Consider the following 22,050-nt stretch of genomic DNA (forward strand, 5'->3'; position numbering starts at 1 on the left):
GCGGTCGGAAAACACGTGGGGGCGCCACTTTGCCGGGCAGGCGGCGCCCCTGTGCCGGTTCCGTCAGCCGGAACCGGCAGGGCCGCAGGTCAGGTCGCGGGCCGCCATGCGGCGGCCAGCGCCGTCTGCAACCCGGTATCGGCCAGCATCGCGGTGTGGCGGTCCGCAAGCATCCCGCCATCCGAGGACCACGAGGCCATGGCCTGCACCAGCTGCTGCGTGGCGCTTTCCTGCATGACCTGATCGCCGACGATGAACTTGTCCATGCGGGTGGCGGCGCTGTCTTCAAGGGCGAACCAGTTGCTGATCTGATGCGTGCTCAGCACGCTGCCATCATCCCCCAGCACCTCCAGCAGCAGGTGATCGCCGTTCTGGCTGAACCAGATGTCCTGCAGCGACACGGTCTCGTCCGCCGCGCCGATCTGCAGCACATCGACCGACTCCGCGTCCATGGTGGTCAGCGCGTCCGGGCCCGCCCCGATGTCGAAACCGGGCTGCTCGATCACCGAGCTGCCAGAGCCCGCGCGCACCTGATAGGTGTCGCTGCCCGCGCCCCCCACCAGCAGGTTGTGACCCTCGCCGCCGCTGAGCGTGTCATCTCCGGCGCCGCCGAACAGCGCATCGTCCCCGGCGCCGCCATCCAGCATGTCGTCGCCCCCCCGGCCACTGAGCGTGTCATCGCCAGCTCCGCCGATCAGCATGTTGGACCCGGCGCCCCCGGCAAGCTCGTCATCCTGACCGGTGCCCAGCACGTCCTCGATGCCGGACAGGCTGTCGGTGACGCCATCCAGAGTGGCTGTCCCTGCGGCAAGATCCAGCCGCAGGCCAGCCGAGGCCGCTTCGCCGCTGTAATCGACCAGATCGAAGCCCGCACCGCCGATCAGCGTGTCGCTGCCCGCGCCGCCCGAAAGCTGGTCGTCGCCCGCGCCGCCGGTCAGCAGGTCATTCCCCGCGCCCCCCGACAGGGTGGCAGCGGTGTCGCCTGCGGTCATCTGATCGTCAAAGCCGGTGCCGGTGACGGTGGTGATGTCGGTCAGGCTGTCCGACAGGCCGGTGCTATGGGCGGTGCCCTGCGCCAGATCGACCACCACAGCCGCTGTCAGCCTGTCATAGCTGACCCCGTCATTGTCGCCCAGATTGCCGATCAGCCGGTTGATGCCCAGCCCGCCAAAAAACAGCTCGGTCACTTCGGCCCTGCCGCGCAGCGTGTCGTCAAAGGCGCTGCCGATGATCTGTTCCATCTCGAAGATCCCGCCTTCGGTGCCGGTCTGGCCGACCGTGAAGCTGTCCTGCCCCAGATCGACGGAGACGCCTGCCGTTGCGGCAGAAAAATCCGCCGTGTCGGTGCCGTCGCCGCCCCGGATCGTGTCCCCTGCCAGATCGCCGCTGAAGAGATCGTCGCCCCCGCCGCCTTCCATCTGGTTGAGCGCCGCGCCGCTGGCCAGACTGTCGTCGTGATGGCTGCCGATGACGTTTTCGATGCTGATGAAGCTGACGTCGGTATCGCCCACGGTCAGCCTGTCCTGTCCCATGTCCACCACGACGCCACGGCTCGCGCCCGAAGCGTCAAGCCAGTCCGACCCTTCGCCGCCGTCCAGTTCGCTCTCGGTCACCACCCCCGGAAGGTTGTTGGTGATGAAGTCGCCCACCGCGATGGTGTCCTCTCCGGCGCCGCCATAGACAAAGGCGGTGCCCGCGCCCGGATCCAGCAGGTCGTTGCCGTCATGGCCCATCAGCACATCGGCGCCGCCATTGCCGAACAGGCTGTCATTGCCCGCGCTGCCGTGCATCACGTCAAGATGATCGGTGCCGGAGACCATCTCGAACCCGGTGATCTGGTCGGTATAGGTCACGCCACCGGTCTGAAAGCTGACCGTGCCTGCCGCCAGATCGACGGTGACACCCGAGGTCAGCGTCAGGTATTCCAGCAGGTCGGCCTCGCCTTCGCCGCCATCCAGAACGTCATTGCCCAGACCGCCAAGCACGATGTCATTGCCGGCACCACCCCGCAGCGTGTCGTTGCCCGCCCCGCCTTCCAGCGTGTCGTCAAGTCCGGTGCCCTCGATCAGATCGGAGGTCACGCCGCCCGCAAGATAAAGCCCGCGGGCCTGCGCGATCTTGTAATCGGACAGGTCCGACCCGGTCCTGACCTTCCCGTCCGCAGCCCAGCCCTGCGCCGCGTCGTCATACTGCGCCTGCCAGAGGTCCGCCCAGATCTCGCTTTCGGTCCGGGTCTGCCCCGGTTCGTCCCGTGCCGCAGCATAGGCCGACAGCAGTGCCTTGATCCCGTCGCGGGTCAGGTAGGTGTAGTCCGTGAAGGTATGTTCGGACCACGTATGCACCGCCTGAATGTCCTTGCCCGCAGCCTCTGCCGCAGCGGCGGCTGCCGCCTTTTCGGCGTTGTGTTCGGATTTCCAATCGTCAAGGAAGGTCGCGCCCTTGGTGCTGTCGCTCCAGACCGACAGCACCACCTGCGCGGCATTGGCGGTCCTGCTGTTGAAATAGTCCTTCACCCGGACAGAATTCATCGCGTCGGTGTCGTTGTCGGGATCGTCATCCAGCAGCGCCGTGGCATCCAGCGGGGCAGGGGCATCGCGATAGACCACCGGATCGGGCGCGTAGATCAGCAGATCGTCGCCGTCGCGGCGGAAGATCACCGGGGCGTCGCGCAGATCGGCACTGTAATCGCCCAGACCCAGCTTTTCGCCGATGATGATCTTGTCCTCTGTCTCGTCGCCAAAGCCCAGCTTTTCGCCCCCCGCGTCAAGGATCACGCCGTCTTTCAGGCCAAAGCCCATGACATACAGATCCCTGTCCTTGGCGCCGCCTGCGCCGCCAAAGGCCACCACGTTGCGGCCCCGCATCACGATGGTATCGTCCCGCGCGACGATGCCGTGATCCTGCAGCGCGCGCCACGCCTCGCCAAAAGAGGAGGGGTCAAGTTCGGCCTGACGCTGCAGTTCTTCGGTGCCCGCGCTGCTGTCGCCGATCAGTTCGCCCTGATCGGAATCGCGCGAGAACATCAGCAGATCCTCGCCCTCGCTGCCCCGGAAGGTGTCGCCTTTGCTCATCGCCTCGATATAGACCTTGGCGCCGGGTGACAGGGTGACGCTGGCCGCGCCGATATTGTGCACCAGCGCGCGGCTGCTGCTGCCGCCAAGGATGTAATAGTTGTTTTCGCCACCCACGGCAAAAACCACATCGCTGCCCGCAAGGTAGATGGAATTCTTGGCGCCATAGACCATCAGCAGGTTATAGCCCGATCCGGCGCGGGCCTTGGATTTGTTGCCCGCCACGATGATCGTGTCATTGCCATCGCCCAGACGGATGTCATTGCGGTCGCCAAAGCCGAAGACCGTGTTGTGACCCTGACTGTCATGGATGACGTTATAGGCGCCCAGACCGAACATGTAATCATCCCCGGCATTGCCGTTGAGATAGCCGTATTTGCCGATCGACAGCATGAAATCGTTGCCATAGCCGCCGAAATTATGGCCGACCTCGCCCAGCGTCACCATGATGTCGTCCCCATGGCCGCCGAACTGCATGTTGCCGCCGCCTATGGCCAGCAGCACGTCGCCGTCACCTTTCAGGATTTCCATCTTTTCGGTCATGTTCAGCAGGCTGTCGAGCGGACCGCCTTCGCCCACGGCCACCACATCGGTGAAATTGACGATGGTCTGGTAAAGCGATTCCATGTTGGGAATGCCGGGGATCACCGGAAAGCCCGAGGCGCCGAAATGCATGTCTCCGACGCTGCCATCACCTTCGCTGTCGGTGTTGAGCATGAAGTCCTCAAGTGCGGCCATGGGATCGGTTTCTTCGGAGACCTCTTCGGTTTCGCCCGGGGTTTCGAAAAACTCCGTATCCTCCTGAAAGGCGTCGGGCATGAAGCCGGTCAGCATGGTGCCCGCCATCTGGAACGTGTCGGTCCCGGTCAGCATGTTGAGCCCCTGCGCGCCGCCGCCGCCCAACAGGCCGCCAAACAGGCTGGAGGGCACGGTCAGGTCGATCCAGAGGGCATTGGCCAGCTGTCCCGCCACGGCATTGCCATCGGTGCCATAGCCGACGATCGCGCCCTTCGAGTCATAGCCAAGGTTGAACATCTCGCCGATGGTGAAATAGGGCACCGTTACCCCGATATCGCCAAAGTTCTGGAACCATTCGACAAATTCGATGGTGCGCTGGGTGGATGTCCAGCGTTTCTGGGTGGTGGCGGCCTTGTTGAAGCGCTCGTTGGACTGATCGTTAACGATCCCGTCCAGGTCCTTGTCATGCGGCTTGTTGACATACATCGCGATGATTTCGTTCAGCGACAGGGCCTGCGCATTGGCCGGGAAAAATGCCGTGACGGCAAAATCCACGAAGAACGACGAGGCATTGTCGCCAAAGACAAGGTTGCCTGATCCGTAAGTGACCACCACATCGGCGCCCGCACCGGCATTGATGATGTTGCCGCCCTTCTTGAAGCCGTCGGTATAGGCGCCGGTGATGGTGTTCATGGCCTGCCGGATCTCGTAGCCATCCTGATAGGTCTGGGCATTGCGCGTCAGGGGCTTGGTGCTGTCCGCCTTCTGGTCCGCCTCCCGCTTTTGGCGGATCTCATAGCGTGTCATATGCGGCTCGGGCTCGGACGCGGACTTGTTGCTCGTGAACGGGCTGGTGAGGCCGGAGGCCATGCCGCTCAGCGCGCTATACAGCGCGGAGGGGATCTTGGTGATCTGCGACTGGCCGGTGCGTTTGGCGAACTGGCTGGTGTTCTGGCCGGGTTTGTCGCCGAAATTCGCCAGCCCGGGAAAGGAGACGCCCAGCACCGCCAGCGACGCAAAACTGCCGAACGAGGATGCGGCATTTCGGTCCCAGCTTTGCTTGCTGCTGACCGGACCGCCGGTCTTGCCCATATCGGTCAGATAGGTGAGCTGCGTCTTGCCGAAGTCGGTGACAGCGGCCATCGACCCGCTGAGTTTTTGTGAAAACTTCGCCTGATCGGCATCGGTCTTGTCCTTGCTCTCCCAGGAATGGCCGACATTGAACAGCAGGTCGTTGGAATAGCCGTAGTCGATAACGACGTTGTTCTGTCCGACCGTGGCTTTCATCCCGTCCAGCTTGGCCGGCAGCCATGGCAGTTTCATGTTGTTGTCGTCGTCGCCGTCGATGGTGCTGCCGATACGCACCATAAGGTTGTGCTTGCCATAGCTGAAGCCCAGCTCTGACCCGTTGCCGATGGTCACGCCCAGATTGTTGTCGCCGAACATCGCACGGGTGCTTGACCCGTCGCCGACCTTGATGCTGGCATTGAACGAGCCCTTGAACAGCGACAGGGCATCGCGGCCCCGGCTGGTCTGCAGCTCGCCCGCCGCGTTGGTCCTGATCTGGCCAAGCGGGGTGCCCGCGACAAAGACCCGGTCATCGCTGATATCCACCGAGATATTGGCATTGCCCACCGCCGCATGGACAAAATCGAAGCCCAGCCCGTGATCGGGGCCGGAGTCCCGGTAATTCTGCTCTGACGTGGAAGCGCTGTCGATGCTGTCGACGTAATTCGCCACCACGTTCAGGCTGCCCGTTTGCGCCACCACGGTGCGCCCGTCGCCGATCCGCAGGAAGATGTTGGCGGAACTGTCGAAGGACATGATCGACAGCAGATCCGACAGCGCCGACTGGCTGCCGGTCTGCGCCGCGCCCGCCTGCAATTCGCGGCCCGCATCGCCTTCGGTGAGGCTGGTCTTGCTGCCCTTCGGCTTGTCCAGAAGCGACAGGCCGATCTGCGTGAAGAACACGTCGCCATCGCCGAACTTGGCGCCGATATTGACCGACAACTGGTTGGCCGCCTGAGTGTACATGGTGGAGAGCGACGGCGCCTTGGTCGCCTGTGTCGTGATTTTCTGCGCCGTGTCGCCGATCACGTCCGCCGCGCCGCCCAGATCGGGCCCGTTGCGCCCGCTGCCCGGCATCCCCGACGCCGCATCGTCGAGGCCCGTGCTGACATCTGCGGCGAGGTTGGTGAACCGCATCATCATCGCCGCGAATTCCCGGTCATTGCCGGGCATCAGCAGACGGCCCAGGCGGCCAGTGCCCAGCTGCTGTTCCTCCCCGTCGTGCCCGGTTCCGCCATTCTCGGTGCGGAGGATGTCGAAGATTCCTGCCGCCCGTTCGCCGTCCGAAGCCGGAGCGGTGAGGGCGTTCGTGACGGCTGCGGAACTGTCGAACGTCTTGCCCGCCTTGGCGGCCTTGCTGCCTTCGCGCACCTTCGCTTTCGACAGGCCGATGAACATCCCGTCGCCGACATGGATCGCGATATTCGCCTGACCGTTCAGCAGGGCAACGGTTGCGCCGTCGCCGACCTTGGTGGCGATGTTGCCGACCCCGTCCGCAGCGATGACCGTCGTGCCGTCGCCGACATGGGTGACGACATTGGCCTGACCGGTGCCGATCAGCACTGTCGCGCCCTTGCCATCCTTGCCCAGATAGCTGTTGCCGATCTTGGTCATGACGTTCAGCTTGCCGATCTGAACCGCAACCATGGTGCCGTCGCCCACATGGGTCAGGATATTGGCGCTGCCGCCATAGCCGATCGCGACCAGCACCCCGTCCCCGACCTTGGTGACGGCGTTCAGCTTGCCGCCGACTGCGGCATACATTGACGAGGTCTCGCTGTTGACCACGGTCAGCACGTTGACGCTGCCCAGCATGCCCACGCCCACCGTGCCGTTGCCGACGCGGGTGACGATGTTGGTGCTGCCCAGAAACACACCGACCATCGTGCCGTCGCCGACGCTGGTGGCCACGTTCAGGCTGCCCGCCATGATGAAGATCGCGGTGTCGTCGCTGCCGCCGGTGTTGACATGGGTGGCGATGTTGGTGCTGCCCCCCATGAAGAAATAGGCGTCGCCCCCGCCGATCTTGGTCGCCACGTTCAGCGAGCCCAGCATCACCGCCACATAGCGGCCTTCGCCGACATGGCTCAGCGAGTTGATCGACCCCGCCATCACGCCGGTCACGGCGCCGTCACCCTGCTTGTGCGCGACGTTCAGCTGTCCGCCCATGACGGCGACCAGATTGCCCTGCTTGTTGGCAGTCTCGCCCGGTTTCAGCCCGCCATGATAGACAAAATTGGAGTGACCCAAGGCGAAGGCGTAAAGGTTGCCATCGGCATCCTTGTTGACAAAATTGCCCATGCCCAGCTGGATCGACACATCCTCGGCGCCGGAGCCCATCAGCGCGACATTGCCCGCAGCGGCCTGCACCACCACGTCATTGCCCGCGCCGCCCAGAAACGCATTCCCCACACCCAGCATCAGCGCGATGTCGTCGCCATCGCCGCCGCTGATGTAGTTCATCGCGGAAAGGGCGACGACAATGTCGTCCTTGGCGCCGAAGCTGGCGACATTGGCCAGACCCAGCAGCATCGCGAAGTTGTGGTCGCCAAAGGACAGCTCGAACCCGCCGCCCGCGCCCGCGCCGATGCCGCCGTTCTGGTCATCTTCGGGATTGCCAAGGGCGGGAATGTCGGTGCCCTCCGCGACCGAATGGGCGTCGTCGCCTTCGGCCTCTTCGGCCTCTTCGGCTTCCGCTGCGGCTCTGCCCGCGGCCTCGGCCTCGGCGCTGGCCTGTTCGGGGGTCTGCTGCGCCTTCTCCAGCGTCTCGGCATGGCGTCCGAGTTCGGCCTCCACCCCGGCAAGCAGGGCGGTCTGGTCGATGGCGGGCACGTCGCCCGCAGCGCTGTCGGCGCTGGCCGCCTCGCCACGCTGCGCGAGTTCGTCCTCGGTCATCACCGTCCAGTCGTCGCCGATCAGCGATGCGGCAGAGGCGCCCGTCTCTGCGGTCTCTGCGGGCAGGGCGGCGGCATCCTCTTCGCTGGTGTCCAGCCCCGCCTGTTCGCCCATGGCCAGTGCCTCGTCGATTGCCGACAGATAGACCGACGGATCGGAGAACATGCCGCCTTCACCCTCGCCGCCGGTTTCGATCTCGGCGATGGTGGTGTCGATCACGGCGTTGGTGGAACGGGCCACCACATCCACCAGCTTCAGCTCGCCCGGCTGGGTGACAGAGGCGGTGGTGTCCTCGCCGCCGTCGCGGATGGTGGTAAAGGCGCCGTAGGATTCGATGTGATTGTGGTCGCCAGAGGTGGTGATGACATTGGCCACGCCCGCGGTGCGGATGGTGTCGGCATGGGCGCCGGTCTTGATGATGTTCAGGGCACCCACCGCGTTGACATCGGCATGGCCCTTGATGTCGACCACGTTCGCCGTCCCGACGAGCACGGCCTTGGTGGTGCCGGTCACATCGGTGTTGAGGACGTTGGCCCGGCCCACCATGGTCGCGTTGACATCCGAAGGCGGCAGGGCAGGGGCGCCCCCTGCGGCGCGGCCCATGTCGACGCTGACCAGATTCAGGGCCCCGCCCAGCGTCAGATCGGCATTGCCCGCGCCGTGGCGTTCCACCCGGTTGCCGCCGCCCATGGCGGTGACGGTCAGATCGCCCTGTTCCACGTCGTGATAGATGGAATTTGCCAGCCCCGCGCCGGTAAATTCCAGATCGCCGCTGCGACCGGTGCGGGTGACGAAATTGCCGCCGCCGCCGCCGATAAAGGTCGTGTCGCCATGATCGGTCAGATGGGTGACGACGTTGCCAAGGCCGACACCGTGGAACACGACATCGCCGGTAGAGCCTGTGTCCCCCAGTCGGGTCACGGCATTCGCGGCCCCCGCGCCCACGAAAACGATATCGCCGTGGTCGACCGTCGAGGTAAGGCCATTGCCATAGCCCGCCCCCTGGAAATGGATGTCGCCTTCGGAGTCCGCGCCGGTATCAAGCCGGGTCAGCACATTGGCGGCGCCCGCCCCGACAAAACGGATGTCACCACGATTGACCGCGGATGTGATCACGTTGGCGCCACCGGCCCCGGTGAACCGGATGTCGCCCTGCGAGTTCGCGTGTTTCGTGCTGCGCGTGATGATGTTTGCCGCGCCGACTCCGGTAAAATCGATGTCGCCGGTCGTGACCTCGTTGCGCACCACGTTCGCGCCGCCACCGCCGCGGAAAACCACATCGCCGCTGGACTCGGCGGCATTGCTCGCCCGCCGCACGTCATTGCCCAGACCGACACCGTCGAAGCGGATGTCGCCGTGATCGACCCAGGACAGCACGGTATTTTTTCCCCCGGCCCCGGCGAAATCCACGTCGCCGCGGGTGTCCGTGCCAGCCCTCCAGCGCGTCACCTTGTTGTTCGCGCCGCCGCCACGGAAGACGAGGTCGCCGGTCAGGACGCGGGAGGTGATGAAGTTGGAGGCCCCGCCGCCGGTAAAGGTGACATCGCCTGTGGCCGTGTCCGAGCCGATGCGGCGGATTTCGTTTGACCCGCCCAAACCGGAAAAATGGATGTCGCCGTGTTCCATGGTAGAGCGCAGCACATTTCCGGCGCCGCCCCCCGTGAAGTCGATATCGCCGGTTGAGTCGCCCGCGCCATCCTTCGCCAGAAGCTCGACGATATTGGCCACGCCACCGCCAGCAAAGTTGATGGAGCCGTTGCGGGTCTTGAAACAGACCTCGTTGCGGCTGCCGGCCCCGGCGAAGCGCACCTGACCGCGATCGGCCGCAACGTCGATGACATTCCAGCCGCCGGCGCCGCCGAAATCGACATCCGCACGGCTGTTGACCCCCAGACCTTCGGCCTGAATCCGGTTATAGGCGCCCGCGCCACGGAAGGTGATCTGGGTCTGCGCAGCGCGCGTGGCGATGAGATTGGCACCACCTCCGCCCGTGAAATCGACCTTTGCCCGCGACGCGCTGCCCCGCTCGGTCTGGGCGACCACTTCCACGGTGTTGCCCGCCCCGATGCCGTCGAAATCGACCGCGCCGTCATCCGACTGCACGAAGATGGAATTGACGATGCCCGCACCAGCAAAATCCACCCGTGCCCGGTCGGCCAGAACGTCGATCTCGGTGTAGCCCCCGGCGCCCGCATAGGACACCGTTGCGGCGGAATTCGCGCCATATCCGGTGGCGGAGATGCTGTTATGCGCTCCGGCGCCGTTGAAGTCGATTTCGGTCTGGTTGGCGCCGACCTCGATCACGTTATTGGCGCCCGCGCCGTCAAAGCGCAGCTTGGCGCGGGTGTTTTCGCGTTCTTCGGCGGCCTCTGCTGCGGCAACAGCGGCAGAGACTGCCGAGGCAGGGCTGCTGGCCTGAGACCCACCGGCCCCGCTTCCGGCGATGGGAATTGCGGCTGGCAGCGTGGTGAGGGCGGTGTCCAGATCGTTCTCAAACGTGCCGATGGTGATGCGGTTGTCGGCGCCCGCTCCGGTGAAATTCACCTCCGCATCATCGGCTTCGACGCTGATGCTGTTGGCAATGCCGCCGCCCACAAAATCCACCTTGCTCGAGCGAGCGCGGGTCATGATCTGGTTCCGCGCGCCTGCGCCTGCAAAATCGACATCGATGCTCGAGCTGGCGCTGGCAGACGCTGCCTCGCCCTTGATCGTGTTCGATCCGCCCGCGCCGCGAAAGAGCAGGAGCGCGTCGTTTGACACCGTTTCCAGATGGTTGGCGAACGCCGCCCCCGCGTAATCGATGCTTCCCTTGCCGCGCAGATCGGCAACGCCTGCGGCACCACGGAAGCGGATATTGCCGCTGCCGGTCTTGCGCACCCGCACCGAGCCCGCCGCACCGTTGATGTTCAGGGCCCCGGTGGTGTCCTCCACGTCCACGGCACCCGCGCCCATGTTGACCGTATCATCGCCGCCCTTGGTCTTGACCGTGCCTGCGATGCCGATGGCGTTGAGCGTATCGTTGCCTTCGGTCCCGCTCAGCTCGCCGGTGAAGGTGAACTCCACCACGTCCTTGACGATCTCGACGACCTGGGTGACCGCCTTTTTCACTTTCTTGAAGGCTCTTTTGATGCGTCCAAAGGCCATGACTGCAGTTCCTGTGACTGGAAGGGGAGGGAGGGACGGTGACCGGCGTGGAAACGGGCGGTCAGATCACTCTGCGGGAGCGCGCGGCTGGTCAGCGGCGGCGCCCGGCAGCAGTCCGGCCTGCGCGTGGCGGCTGATGATGTCCTGCATCTTGGGATCGTCGACCAGCCCCTTGATCACAGAGACCATGTACAGGAATCCGTTCAGCGGCATGATGACCTGCTGCTTCTTGCGCAGCCTGATGTCCTGCGCGGCATTGGCCTCAGCCCCCGCGTCCACGCCATCGGCAAGGCTGTCGGGATCCTGATCCACCATGATCATGCGCACGATGCCGTTGTTGAAATTGATGGCGGTGACGGTGTCGACGTAAATGTCCTGCATTCTGCAAGGCTCCTGCTGGGGCGGCGCTGCCGCGTCGGGATGTGCCGGTGAAGCGCCGGCCCGCGTCGGGGTCATTCAGGGCGTTGAAACGGTCTTTCGCGCGCCTTGGCGTCACGGACGCAGAAGGCGGGATGCCGGTTCGGATCACTTATCCTGTATACAGGGATACGTGATTCGCTCTCTGATTGTCCTCACAGGCGTGTGAAGTTTTTGTAAAATCGACTGGGATCGTGCAGGAATTGGGCAGGGCGGACCGGATGCCTGCGGATCAGGCGGTCCTGATCCGGGGCCAAAACGCCACGGCAGATGCAAAAAGCCCGTCACGCGGGGCACGTGACGGGCTGGGCCTTGGACGGGTCTTGCGGTGGTGGCGTCAGTCCGCGCCGGGATCGACCAGACGGGCGAACAGGTCAGACGCCTGCCGGTCCTCATAGGCCACCAGCCGGGCCATCCGCGCGCGCAGCGCATCGGTGGCGCGCTGCGGATCGCTGGCCAGATCACGCATGTGCCAGCGCAGCGCCCGCCAGAAGCTGGCAGAGAAGGCGTCGGCCAGCACCGGATCATCGACCAGCTGCACGACGATGGCATGCAGGCGCGTCAGCAGCTCGTATTGCAGTTCCGGATCGTCGGGCTGCAGCGCGTTGGCGAAACTTTCCAGAGCCAGAACGTCAGAATGCTGCGACACGCTCAGCGCGGGCAGGTCATGCAGCAGGATCGCCTCGATCAGGCCGCGATAGCTGCACAGGTCGCGGCTGCGATGCTCCTCGACCAGCGGTGTCACCACGGTGCCGACGCCAGAGCGGGTCAGCACCAGCCGTTCATAGGCCAGCCGCTGGAGGATCTGGCGGATCGGGGTCCGCGACATGCCGAATTCATTGGCGAGATCCGTTTCGTGCAAAACGTGTTCCCCGTCGAAAGAGCTGACGCAGATGGTCTTGCGGATGGCATCCAGGGCGGTTTCGGCTTTCGGAGCTCGGGTCATATCTCTCTTTGTCTTTTTTGTGCGGCACTGCTGTTTCCTGTCCCGGTGGCCTTTCACGCGCCATGATATGCCTGTATACAGGAGGAAAGTCGTGCAATCTTAGAGGTCACTCATGATTCCGCCAAGCCCTCCCCCTCCGGCATCCTGGAAGTTTTCGGTCAGGGACGCACTGATCGCGGCAGGTGCGGTGACGCTGGCGGGACTGGCGGTCTGGAATGTGCTGCAAAACATGCAGGGCGCGGGGCTTGCGCCGGGATTTGCCTTTCTGTGGCAGGGGGCGGGGTTTGACGTCAGCGAGACGCTGGTGCCCTACAGCCCCGCCGATCCCTATGCGCGCGCCATTCTGGCGGGCACGCTGAACACGCTGTTTCTGGCGGCGGTCAGTCTGGTGCTGGCCACGGTCGTGGGCCTGATCGTGGGGCTGATGAGCGTGGGGCCGAGCCCGATCGCCCTCGCCGTGGCGGGCGCCTATGTGGAGCTGTTCCGCAACCTGCCGAAGCTGCTGGTCCTGCTGGTGCTGTTTGTGGCGGCGGTGACCGGGCTGCCGCATGTGCGGCAGGCGCTGTCGCTGGGGCCGGTGCATCTGTCCAACCGGTCGCTGCTGTTCCCGGTCCCGGTGCTGGAGCCGGGCCATGCGCTGGTGCTGGCCGCCTTCGGGGCGGGCTGCGGGGCGTGCTGGCTGCTGGCGCGGCACTTTGCCCGGCGGCGCGAGGCGGGGCAGGCCGCGCCGCCGCTCTGGCCCTTTGTGCTGCTGGCGCTGGGCGGGCTGCCGCTGGCCGTGGCGCTGGGGCTTGGGCTGCCTTTTGCATGGTCGGTGCCGCAGCTTGCGGGCTTTGACTACGAAGGCGGGGCACGGGTGTCGCTGCAGTTCATGGTGATCGCGGTCACGCTTGCGCTCTATCACGGCGCCCAGATCGGCGAGGTGGTGCGCGGCGGCATCAGCGCCATTCCGCGCGGCCAGACCGAGGCCGCCCATGCCATCGGCCTGACCCCCCGGCAGGCCACGCGCTACATCGTGGTGCCGCAGGCGGTGCGGATCATCGTGCCGTCGATGAACAACCAGTATGTGAACCTGATCAAGAACACCTCGATCGCCATCGCGGTGGGCTATTCCGACCTGATGTCGGTGTCCGGAACGGTCATCAACCAGACCTTCCGCCCGCTGGAAATGATGCTGCTGACCATGGCCGTCTATCTGGGGATCTGCCTCTGCGTCACCACCCAGCTCAACCGGATCAACGACCGGCTTCGCCTCAAGGAAGGACGCGCCTGATGTGGATGTCCCGCCGCCTTGCTCCGCTGGGGCAGGCCTTCCGCACGCCGCTTTCGGCGCTGCTGTCTCTGGCCACGCTGGCGCTGTGCCTGCCGCTGCTGTGGGTCGCGCTGCACTGGCTGGTCCTGTCCGCCGTCTGGCCATGGCAGCCCGCCGCGCTGTGCCAGAGCCAGACCGGCACCTGCTGGCCCTTCGTCGCGGAAAAGCTGAACCTGATCCTGTTCGGCACCTATCCCCGGGACGAGCTGTGGCGGCCCGTCGTCACCTCGGTCCTGCTCTGCGCGATGACGGTGCAGACCGGGTTGCAGATGACCGGGCGCGGGCTGCCGCTGCGCCTTGGCCAGACGGCGCTGCTGTGGCTGCTGGCGCTGGGGCTGAGCTTTGCGCTGATGGCGGGGGGCGTGCTGGGGCTGGCGCCGGTGGACAGCATCCGCTGGAATGGCCTGCCCATCCTGCTGCTGCTGTCGGTTGGGGCCATCGCGCTGGCCTTTCCCGCCGGGATCGTGTTGGCTCTGGCGCGCGATCAGGACAGGGTGCCGATGCTGGCGCGGCTGGCGGCGGGCTATATCGAGATCGCGCGCGGTGTGCCGATGCTGACCTTCCTGTTCGTGGGCATCTTCGTGCTGCCGCTGATGCTGCCGCCGGACACGCGGATTTCGCCGGTGGCGGCCACGCTTGTGGCGCTGATCGTCTTTCACGCCGCCTATTTCGCCGAAGACATCCGGGGCGGGCTGCACGCGCTGCCTGCAGGGCAGGCCGAGGCGGCCCATGCCCTGGGCCTGCCCTATGCCACCACGGCGGGGCGGGTGCTGCTGCCGCAGGCGATCCGCCGCGCGCTGCCTTCCATCGTCAACAGCGTGATCGGCGCCTACAAGGATACCTCGCTGGTGGTGGTGGTGGGCATCCACGATCTGACCGCCACCGCGCGCATGGCCTTCAGCGATCCGGACTGGCGCAGCTTTGCGCTGGAGGGGTATTTTGTCGTGGGGCTGTGGTTCTTTGTGACCTGCGCCTTCCTGTCCATGGTGGGACGGCAGCTGCACCGGCACAGCCCCGCGCGCTGAGCCTGTTTTGCGGGCAGCGGATGCGGTGACGCGGCAAAATCTGCCGTTTTGTCTTAAAACCTTCAAGATACACCTGTATACATGTTCTTGAGTGAACCGCTCGCTGATCCCCTTCACAAGGACATTCCTCATGAAATTCCTGTTCGCCTCGCTTCTTCTGACCACGGCCAGTCTGGCTGCGCCCGCGGTGCAGGCCGGTGCCGCGCTGGACGACATCAAGTCCGGTGACGCTCTGGTCTGCCTTGTCAGCCCCAATGCCCCGGGCTTTTCGGTGCCCGACAGTCAGGGCGTGTTTCAGGGCTTCAACGCCGATTTCTGCCGGATGGCCGCAGCGGCCGTTCTGGGCGATGCCGCCAAGGCCGACATCCGCGGCGTGGGTTTTTCGGATTCGATGAAAACGCTGGTGGCCCGCGGCGGGCATCTGGCCTCGCGGTCGATCACGGCCACCGGCACCCGCGATGCCGATGCGGGCATGGCCTTCATCGCCACCACCTTCTTTGACGGGCAGGGCTTCATGGTGCCCGCAGCACTGGGCGTGTCCGCCGCCGCCGATCTGCAGGGCGCCACCGTCTGCGCCGAGGACGGGTCGACCACGCTGCTGACCCTTGCCGACTGGTTTGCAGACCGGGGCATGAGCTACCGCGTTGAAAACATCGCCGACAAGACCGCCCGGCTGGAGGCGTTTTTCTCTGGCAAATGTGATGTCTATGCGTCGGACGTGACCGCGCTCAACTCCGACCGGATGCTGGCCGCAAACCCCGACGATTACGTCATCCTGCCCGACGTGATCTCTGCCGAGCCGCTGACGCTGGTCTCCCAGCCCGATCAGGAACTGGAAAGTGCCGTGTTCTGGGCGTTTCAGGTCATGCTGAACGCGGACAAGTTCGGCATCACCTCCGGCACCATCGACGATGTGATCGCCGATCTTGACAGCCAGCCGCAGGAAGTCGCCCGGCTTTTTGCCGCTGACGGCGCCGGGGCCGACATGGCCGCCAAGCTGGGTCTGCCCGCTGACTGGGCCTATCAGGTGGTCAAGCAGGTGGGGTCTTATTCCGAAGTGTTCGACCGCCATCTGGGCATGAATTCCCCCTTCAAGCTGGACCGGACCAAGACGCTGAACGCCTCCGTCGAGGAAGGCGGGCTGATGTATCCTTACCCGATCCGCTGAAATCCCGCCGCCGCGCCGGTGCTGCGACTGGCGCGGCGGCTGTTAATCTTGATAAAAAGGACATGAAGTATGGCCATCATGGAGCCGGAAAAATACTCGCCAGAATTGCGCATGAGTCTTATGGACCTCGAGACGAGCATCCGGGCGGAAATTGCGGCTCCGACAGGGGGGCGCATCGTCACCCTTGGCTTTCCCGGTCTGGCCTTTGGCATCACCGGCGACGCCTATCTTGATCCCGACCGCATGCGGGCCACGCTGACCCATGCCGCGCTGCGCCGCTGCCGCCTGCTGGTCGTGCTGGTAGAGCCGGGCGAGCTGCCCGAGGGCGCGCTGGATCAGCTGCATGGCCTTTGCGTCGCGCTGCGCCTGCGGCTGGTCCATCTGCCGATCGAGGATTACATGGTCCCCGATGCCGCCTTTAACCGGGGCTGGTCCGGCATCGCCCCCGAGATCGACGCGCTGCTGCGGGCCGGAGACACCGTCGCGCTGTCCTGCCATTACGGCGCGGGGCGGTCCGGCATGATCGCCGCCGGTCTGCTGATCGATCAGGGCATGACGCTTGGCGACGCGATCCTGACCCTGCGCGCGCAGTTTCCCGATTCCATCGAAAGCGACCAGCAGCTGGCGTGGCTTTCGGCCAAAAGCCAGCGCCGCGGCTGAGCCGCCGGTCCCGATCCAGAAAGTGCCCTGATGAGCCTGCATGACGCTGCCGTCCTGCGCCCGCCTGCCGCCGCGCAGGATGTGGCCATAGAAATCACCGGCCTGAACAAATGGTATGGCGACTATCACGCGCTGCGCGATGTGACCCTGACCGTGCGGCGGGGCGAACGCATCGTGATCGCCGGGCCGTCGGGGTCGGGGAAATCCACGCTGACCCGCTGCCTCAACGCGCTGGAAACCGCGCAGCAGGGGCAGATCCGCATCAATGGCGCGGTGCTGGACGCGCGGCGGGCAGGGCGGATCGGGTCCGAGGTGGGCATGGTGTTCCAGCAGTTCAACCTGTTTCCGCACATGACCATTCTGGAGAACTGCATCCTTGCGCCGATGCGGGTGCGCGGCACCTCCCGCGCCGAGGCGGAGGCGCGGGCCATGGAGTTTCTGGAAAAGGTGCGCATCCCCGATCAGGCGCAGAAATACCCCGGCCATCTGTCCGGCGGCCAGCAGCAGCGTGCCGCCATCGCCCGTGCGCTGTGCATGAGGCCGCGCATCATGCTGTTTGACGAGCCGACCTCGGCGCTGGATCCCGAGATGATCAAGGAAGTGCTGGACATCATGGTGACGCTGGCGCGCGAGGACATGACGATGATCTGCGTCACCCACGAGATGGGTTTTGCGCAGGCGGTGGCGGATCGGGTGATCTTCATGGATCAGGGCCAGATCGTCGAACAGAACCCGCCAGAGCAGTTTTTCAGCGCGCCACAGAACGAACGGACCCGGCTGTTTCTCAGCCAGATCCTCGGGCACTGACCCCGCTGCGGGGCAGTCCCTTCAGGCCGCGTCGCCCCGGCGGCTGTCCAGCGCGGTGAAAAGTGCTGTTTCCAGCTCTTTCTCCAGCTCGCGGGCGCGGGCGATATAGGCTTCGTTCTGGGCGGGCGGCACATGCGGATCCCAGAGCCGGGCCAGATCGCGCATGGTCTTGCGGTCGTGGTGGTAAAAGGTTTCTTCGGCAATCGCCGCCTCGTATTCGGTAAGCCCGCTTTCCTCCAGCACGTAGCGGCCCGCGCGCAGCGAACTGTCGAACATCTCGCGCACGATCTTGTCGGCCCCCGCCTGATACAGCTCGTAGACATGGGTGCGGTCGCGGGCGCGGGCCACCACGAACAGATCGGGCCGCATCCGCTTGGCAAAGCGCACCAGCTTGGTGGTGGCCTTGGGATCATCCAGCGCCGCCACAAGGATCTTGGCCTTGCCGATGCCCGCCGCGTGCAGCAGTTCGGGGCGGGTGGGATCGCCAAAGAACCCCTTGAAGCCGAAGCGGCGCATCAGGTCGATGGTCTGCATGTCATGGTCGATGATGACGGTGCGAAAGCCCGAGCTTTGCACCAGCCGGTGCACGATCTGCCCGAACCGCCCGATGCCCGCGATGATGACCGGGGCCTGTTCGTTGATCTCGTCGGCGGGCGGCGCCTCGGTCGCGTCCTCCAGCCGCCGCGACAGCGCGTCATAAAGCAGGAACAGCGCGGGGGTGATGAGCATGGACAGCGCCACCACCAGCAACAGCCGCTGGCCCAGCTGATCGGTCAGGACGTTCTGCTGCAGCGCGAAAGAGATCAGCACGAAGCCGAATTCCCCCGCCTGTGCCAGCGACAGGGTGAACAGCATCCGGTCGCGCCCGCGCAGCCTGAACAGCCATGCCAGCCCGGTCAGGATCAGCCCCTTGAGCAGGATCAGCCCCGCCGCCAGACCAAGGATGGTGCCCGGCTCGCTCAGGAAAGCGTCAAAATCCACCCCGGCGCCTACGGTGATGAAGAACAGCCCCAGCAGCAGGCCCTTGAAGGGTTCGATGTCGGATTCAAGCTGGTGGCGGAATTCGGAGTTGGCCAGCACCACCCCGGCCAGAAAGGTGCCAAGCGCGGGCGACAGCCCCACCAGTTCCATCAGCACCGCGATGCCGGTGACGATCAGCAGCGCCGTGGCGGTGAACATCTCGGGCAGGCGCGAGGCGTTGATATGCCGGAAGAGCGGGCGCGCGCCAAAGATGCCCGCCGCGATGATCAGCGCCACCGCCCCCAGCGTCACCAGCGCCACGCCCCAGCCGGGCAGACCCTCGACCAGCGACAGGCCGTGATGCGCCTCCTGCGCCTCGGGCAGGGCGATGGATCCGTCGGGCGCCAGAGACACCGTGGCGACGCCGCCCAGCAGGGGCAGCACGATCAGCATCGGAATGACGGCGATGTCCTGCGTCAGCAGCACCGAAAAGGCGGATCTGCCGCCCGGGGTCTGCATCAGCCCCTTTTCCGACAGGGTCTGCAGCACGATGGCGGTGGAGGAGAGCGCAAAGATCATCCCCGTGGCCAGCGCCGGGCGCCAGTCCAGCCCCAGCGCCATGGCCGCCCCCATGACCGCCGCCATGGTCAGCAGCACCTGCAGCCCGCCCATGCCGATCAGCCGGTGCCGCATGTCCCACAGCGCGCGCGGCTCCAGTTCCAGCCCGATGATGAACAGCATCATGACCACGCCGAATTCGGCAAAATGCATCAGGTCATCGGTGGCGGCGACCAGATGCAGCACCGGCCCGATGATGATCCCCGCCATGAGGTATCCCAGCACCGACCCCAGCCCCAGCCTTGCGGCGATGGGCACCGCGATCACTGCGGCGGCAAGATAGACCGAAACCTGAAAAAGCGCGCCGTCCATAAATGCTCCTGCACAATCCGGGCCCCATGTTGCGGCGGATTGCCGGGCAGCACAACCACCGCCCTGCGCGGCAAGCTTGACCGCTGGCCGCAACAGGCGTATGCGCGCCGCGTGGCGATTTGGTGACGGATTGCGGGCCACGTTAAACATGCCGCTAAAAGGTCGGACGAGAGAGCCCCTTTCGCTTGACCGCGGACGGGGTTTTTTCTTTGGCCCGGCAGGGCCCGCAGCGAAAGGCAGACGGATGGCAAAAGGGACCATGGGACGGCGCACCGCATTGGTGCATGGCGGCACGAAGCGCAGCCAGTGGGGCGAGCTGAGCGAGGCGATTTTCCTCACGCAGGGCTTTGCCTATGACAGCGCCGAACAGGCCGAGGCACGCTTCGTGAAGGCGGGGCCGGATGAATTCATCTACGCACGGTATGGCAACCCGACCGTGGCCATGTTCGAGGAGCGTATGGCGCTGCTTGAAGGGGCAGAAGATGCCTTTGCCACCGCCTCCGGCATGGCGGCGGTCTCGGCCTCGCTGACCGCGCTGCTGAAGGCGGGCGACCGGGTGGTGGCGGCCAAGCAGCTGTTCGGATCCTGCCTGTATATCCTTGAAGAAATCCTGCCGCGCTTCGGCGTGGACGTCGTGTTTGTCGACGGCACCGATCTTGCGGCATGGGAGCAGGCGCTGCAGCCCGGCGCCACGCTGGTGTTCTTTGAAAGCATGGCCAACCCGACGCTGGATCTGGTGGACATCGAAGGTGTGGCCAAGCTCGCTCATGCCGTGGGGGCGCTGGTGGTGGTGGACAACGTGTTTTCCACCCCCGTCTACAGCCGCGCCATCGAACAGGGCGCCGATCTGGTGGTCTATTCCGCGACCAAGCATATCGACGGGCAGGGCCGCACGCTGGGTGGCGTGATCCTTGGCACGCGGGATCTGATCCGCAAGCGGGTCGAACCCTATCTGAAACATACCGGCGCCGCGATGAGCCCCTTTACCGCATGGGTGATGCTCAAGGGGCTGGAAACCATCGACCTGCGGGTGCGGGCGCAGACCGCCTCGGCGGGGGCGATCGCGGCGGCGCTGACGGGCCATGCCGCCGTTGGCGCGGTGCGCTATCCGGGGCTGGAAAGCCATCCGCAGCACGCGCTGGTGCAGCGTCAGCTGGGCGGGGCAGGGGGCACCATGGTGGCCTTTGACCTGAAGGGCGGCAAGGAGGCGGCGTTCCGCTTCTGCAACGCGCTGGAGATCGTGCTGATTTCCAACAACCTTGGCGATGCCAAATCCATCGCCACCCATCCCGCGACCACCACCCACCAGCGTCTGAGCCCGGAGCAGCGGGCGGGGCTTGGCATCAGCGACGGGCTGATCCGGCTGTCGGTCGGGATCGAGGATCCGGAGGATCTGGTGGCCGACCTGCTGCAGGCGCTCGACAGCATCTGAGCCGCTGCCGTCGAAATGACATGATCTCTGTGTATCTCCCCTGCAATACTTGCGGGGGAGTATGCAAAAAGGACTATCCTTGCAGTTGTGGCACCGGTATCCGGAACTTTGCCTGCCTTTGAGTAAACAAGCGGAACATCGCTTTTCACAAAGGGGCAAGCAAAGAAACGCCACAACTGATCCGTATGCCTCCCCTATGCGTAAGAAGTTGTGGAACTGTAGGAATCCTGTGCGGAAATCCTATGTTGTTTGACGGGAACCACGCCTGGGAGGGCCGGGAAAATGAACGTGCACACGCCTGAAATTGACCGCAAGCCTAGTCTAGAGGAAGCGGAAACCGCACTGGCTCTGTTGCGCCAATGGACCGGAAAAGCCCAAGACGCCGAAATCGAGGCGCTTGACCCCGCGCTGCTGGGGCTCGTGCCCGGCGCGCTGCCCTATCCCGATCTGTCGCGCGATTACCCGCGCGATTTCGGGGTGGATGAAGCCTATCGCGACACGCTGCCGGATCTGCAGAACGGTCCGTCCTCGCTGATCCGGGGCGCCAACCGCATGATCCAGCATGTCGGGATCTCGAACTTCCGCCTGCCCATCCGTTACCGGATGCGGGGCGAAGGAGAGCTGATGCTGGAGACGTCGGTCACCGGCACCGTCAGCCTTGATGCCGACAAGAAGGGCATCAACATGTCCCGCATCATGCGCAGCTTTTACCAGCATTCCGAAAAGACTTTCAGCTTCGAGGTGATCGAAGCGGCGCTGGACGATTACAAATCCGACCTTGAAAGCTTTGATGCCCGGATCCAGATGCGCTTTTCCTTTCCGATGCAGGTGCCCAGCCTGCGCTCGGGGCTGAAGGGCTATCAGTATTACGACATCGCGCTGGAACTGGTGGAACTGAACGGCGTGCGCCGCCGCATCGTGCATCTGGACTATGTCTACAGCTCCACCTGCCCCTGCTCGCTGGAACTGTCCGAACATGCCCGCCGCACCCGCAACCAGCTGGCCACCCCGCATTCGCAGCGGTCCGTGGCGCGGCTGTCGGTGGAACTGCGCCCCGGTCAGGACATCCTGTGGTTCGAGGACCTGGTGGAGATCTGCCGCTCTGCCGTGCCCACGGAAACGCAGGTCATGGTCAAGCGCGAAGACGAACAGGCCTTTGCAGAGCTGAACGCCGCCAACCCGATCTTTGTCGAGGACGCGGCCCGGCTTTACGCGGAGGCGCTGCTGAACGACCCGCGCATCGGCGATTTCCGCGTGCTGGCCAGCCATCAGGAAAGCCTGCATTCGCATGATGCGGTGGCGGTGCTGACCGAAGGCCCGACCTTTGCGGCAACCAGCCTCGATCCGATGCTGCTGCCCTCGCTGATCCACCGCGGCTGACCCGCCGCCGGGCGCGCGTGGCCCCCTCGCCGCAGGGTGGGGGGGCGCTTTCGGGGCAGCCCACGGCGGCGCTTGACAGCACGTCGGCGCCAAGCCA

The 22,050-nt window shown here is 65.1% G+C and carries 11 protein-coding genes and 1 riboswitch; of the genes, 7 read left to right on the forward strand and 4 right to left on the reverse strand.

The features are described from left to right. Nucleotides 1–89: 89 nt before the first annotated feature. The 3 genes from VK682_RS12980 to VK682_RS12990 form a co-directional block, all read right to left on the reverse strand. The gene (locus VK682_RS12980) at nt 90–10,916 is read right to left on the reverse strand and encodes a hypothetical protein (protein WP_230797132.1); all 10,827 of its coding nucleotides are present in this window, start codon (nt 10,914–10,916) and stop codon (nt 90–92) included. A 66-nt stretch (nt 10,917–10,982) separates the two neighbouring features. Further along, nucleotides 10,983–11,297 (reverse strand): hypothetical protein, encoded by a 315-nt coding sequence (locus tag VK682_RS12985; protein ID WP_230797131.1) that lies wholly within the window; start codon nt 11,295–11,297, stop codon nt 10,983–10,985. A gap of 373 nt (nt 11,298–11,670) precedes the next feature. After that, complete coding sequence (locus tag VK682_RS12990; protein WP_230797130.1) at nt 11,671–12,279, reverse strand: GntR family transcriptional regulator; 609 nt, start codon at nt 12,277–12,279, stop codon at nt 11,671–11,673. A 187-nt stretch (nt 12,280–12,466) separates the two neighbouring features. Between VK682_RS12990 and VK682_RS12995 the strand changes: the two genes are divergently transcribed. The 5 genes from VK682_RS12995 to VK682_RS13015 all read left to right on the forward strand — a co-directional run bounded on the left by VK682_RS12995 (nt 12,467) and on the right by VK682_RS13015 (nt 17,251). Beyond that, nucleotides 12,467–13,552: an amino acid ABC transporter permease gene (locus VK682_RS12995; protein ID WP_230797129.1), complete on the forward strand. Its 1,086-nt coding sequence runs from the start codon at nt 12,467–12,469 to the stop codon at nt 13,550–13,552. Beyond that, nucleotides 13,552–14,616, forward strand: coding sequence for an amino acid ABC transporter permease (locus tag VK682_RS13000; protein ID WP_230797128.1), 1,065 nt, complete (start codon nt 13,552–13,554; stop codon nt 14,614–14,616). Before VK682_RS12995 ends, VK682_RS13000 begins: the two co-directional genes overlap by 1 nt. Nucleotides 14,617–14,746: 130 nt before the next feature. Then, complete coding sequence (locus VK682_RS13005) at nt 14,747–15,784, forward strand: type 2 periplasmic-binding domain-containing protein (RefSeq protein ID WP_089844450.1); 1,038 nt, start codon at nt 14,747–14,749, stop codon at nt 15,782–15,784. Nucleotides 15,785–15,895: 111 nt separating this feature from the next. Continuing rightward, the gene (locus VK682_RS13010) at nt 15,896–16,444 is read left to right on the forward strand and encodes a protein-tyrosine phosphatase family protein (protein WP_230797127.1); all 549 of its coding nucleotides are present in this window, start codon (nt 15,896–15,898) and stop codon (nt 16,442–16,444) included. Nucleotides 16,445–16,474: 30 nt separating this feature from the next. Beyond that, the gene (locus tag VK682_RS13015) at nt 16,475–17,251 is read left to right on the forward strand and encodes an amino acid ABC transporter ATP-binding protein (RefSeq protein WP_324782037.1); all 777 of its coding nucleotides are present in this window, start codon (nt 16,475–16,477) and stop codon (nt 17,249–17,251) included. 21 nt (nt 17,252–17,272) lie between these two features. Here the strand turns inward: VK682_RS13015 and VK682_RS13020 are convergent, their stop codons facing one another. Further along, a complete protein-coding gene (locus VK682_RS13020; RefSeq protein WP_230797125.1) occupies nt 17,273–19,141 on the reverse strand; it encodes a monovalent cation:proton antiporter-2 (CPA2) family protein in 1,869 nt (622 codons plus the stop codon). A 101-nt stretch (nt 19,142–19,242) separates the two neighbouring features. Continuing rightward, nucleotides 19,243–19,319, forward strand: a riboswitch (SAM riboswitch). Nucleotides 19,320–19,385: 66 nt separating this feature from the next. Between VK682_RS13020 and metZ the strand changes: the two genes are divergently transcribed. Both metZ and folE2 read left to right on the forward strand, forming a co-directional pair. Then, nucleotides 19,386–20,573, forward strand: coding sequence for an O-succinylhomoserine sulfhydrylase (gene metZ / locus VK682_RS13025; RefSeq protein ID WP_324782038.1), 1,188 nt, complete (start codon nt 19,386–19,388; stop codon nt 20,571–20,573). 282 nt (nt 20,574–20,855) lie between these two features. Continuing rightward, entirely contained in the window at nt 20,856–21,953 is a 1,098-nt protein-coding gene (gene folE2 / locus VK682_RS13030) for a GTP cyclohydrolase FolE2 (protein ID WP_230797123.1), read from the forward strand. Nucleotides 21,954–22,050 lie beyond the last annotated feature (97 nt).

It is taken from the genome of Salipiger marinus (assembly GCF_035481585.1).
In the GTDB taxonomy this organism is placed as follows: Bacteria; Pseudomonadota; Alphaproteobacteria; order Rhodobacterales; family Rhodobacteraceae; genus Salipiger; species Salipiger marinus.